Here is a 1,764-nt window from a genome sequence, read left to right on the forward strand (position 1 = left end):
GGGCAGTACCGGCACCGCGGTCTCGGCGAGCAGCCGCCCTGCGATGCCGCGCACCGAGGCGCCGCGCGCCCGCAGCAGGGTCAGTTCGGCCCCGCGCCGGCCGGCGGCGAGCCCGGCGGCCATGAGCAGGACGACACCGGCGACCGTACCGGCGCCGAAGGCGGCGACGGCGACCACCGGGCGTACGGCGCCGAGCAGGGAGCTGAGTCCGGTGACGATGTCGTCGAGCCCGGAGTCCGCCTCGGCGTCCTGCGCGACGGACGTGCGCAGCTCCGTCTGGAGCGGGCCGTGTTCGAGCGAGGCGACGGCGTCGTCGATCCGGCCGATGTCGGCGCCCCTGAGCCCGGCGGTCTCGGGCGCCACGCGCCAGTACGACTCGGCCTTGTCGGTGGCGCCGAGCAGCGCGGGCCCCGCCTCGGGCGGCAGCAGCAGCCCGCCCGCCCAGTAGTGCCTGACCAGACCGCCGTTGCCGGGCGCCGCCGTCAGGACGGCCCTGCGCAGTGATGACTCCGCCGACCAGTAGCTCAGTGAGGGCCGCAGCGGCTCGACGATGCCGGTGATCCGCACGGCCAGTGTCTGCCGGCCGACCGTCGACGGCAGATGGATCGTGGAGCCGACCTTGATGCCGAGCGGCCCGGCGTTCTCGGTGGTGACCGCGGCCTCGACCTGCGTGGTCGTCGCGGTCACCGAGCCCGCCGCGGCCCTCGGCAGCCGTCCCTCGCGCAGCCGGGAGTGCCCGGCGAGGTCCGACTGGGTGCTCAGGGTGAAGACGCTGGCAAGCCCCTCGGGCCGGGGCAGCCACGGGTCGGCCGCCTTCAGCCCTTCCAGCGTGTGCACTCCGTACGACGACTGCTCGGGGTCGGCGCGCAGCGGGTCCGGCAGCGTGGCGACGACCCGGTCGTAGCGCGGGCCGAGGAAGCCAGGGCGCAGCTCCTGCTCGATCTGGCCGGGCGTCCCGGCGAGACCGGCCGAATCCAGCGGGCGGGTCACCTCGACCACGGTGTGGTCGGGCGACGCCACACCCAGCTCGTGGCGCAGCGCGGCGCCCTCGTACGTGTCGACGGCGCGCGGGAAGGCCGCCGCGAGGAAGGCGGTGATCAGCGCGAGCAGCGCCAGCGCGACGGCGGGTCCCGGCGCTGCGCGCAGCCGGGTGCGTACCCAGGGGGCGACGGCTCTCATGTCATTCACCTCCCTGGACGCGCAAGGAACTCGCCGGGTCGCCCCGGCGCAGCGCGAGCGCGGCGACGATCAGCAGCGGACCGATCGCCACCCCGGCCAGCAGCAGCAACACGGAGTGGACCGGCAGTCGTACGAGCACGTCCGGTACGGGCTGGGTGGCCTGTCCCGTCAGCACGATCAGCGGGACGACGGCGCGGGTCAGCACGGCGCCCAGCGCGAGCCCCACGGCCAGCGCGATGCCGACGAGCAGACAGTGTTCGACGGCGAGCAGCCGGGCCAGCTGGCGGCGCGGTGCGCCGAGCGCGCGCAGCACGGCGAACTCCGCCGAGCGTTCGCGCAGCGCGCCGACCGTGCTCACCCCGAAGCCGACGGCGGCCAGCAGGGCGGCGACGACGGCCACCGCGAGCAGCGCCGACTGCGGCCCCGCGCCCAGCGGATCGTTGTGCAGCCGCTCGGCCGTCTCGCCCCGGACCAGGACCTGTTCGGGGTCGATGTCGCCGCGTGCGCGCAGCGTGGCGGCGACCTTCGCCGCCGTGCCTGGCGCGGGGTACAGCCACCACTCGGTGGCCTGGAGCGTGTCGGCGG

Annotated in this window: 1 protein-coding gene and 1 pseudogene; both read right to left on the reverse strand. The window is 75.9% G+C overall.

Going from position 1 to position 1,764, the window contains the following annotated elements:
* Positions 1–1,179, reverse strand: a pseudogene (locus HY68_RS16915) (ABC transporter permease); the annotation flags it as partial.
* A 1-nt stretch (position 1,180) separates the two neighbouring features.
* Positions 1,181–1,764, reverse strand: a 584-nt coding sequence (locus HY68_RS16920) for an ABC transporter permease (protein WP_041989636.1), incomplete at its 5' end; no start/stop codon positions are given.

Origin of the sequence: Streptomyces sp. AcH 505, from assembly GCF_000818175.1 — a bacterium.
Taxonomy (GTDB): Bacteria; Actinomycetota; Actinomycetes; order Streptomycetales; family Streptomycetaceae; genus Streptomyces.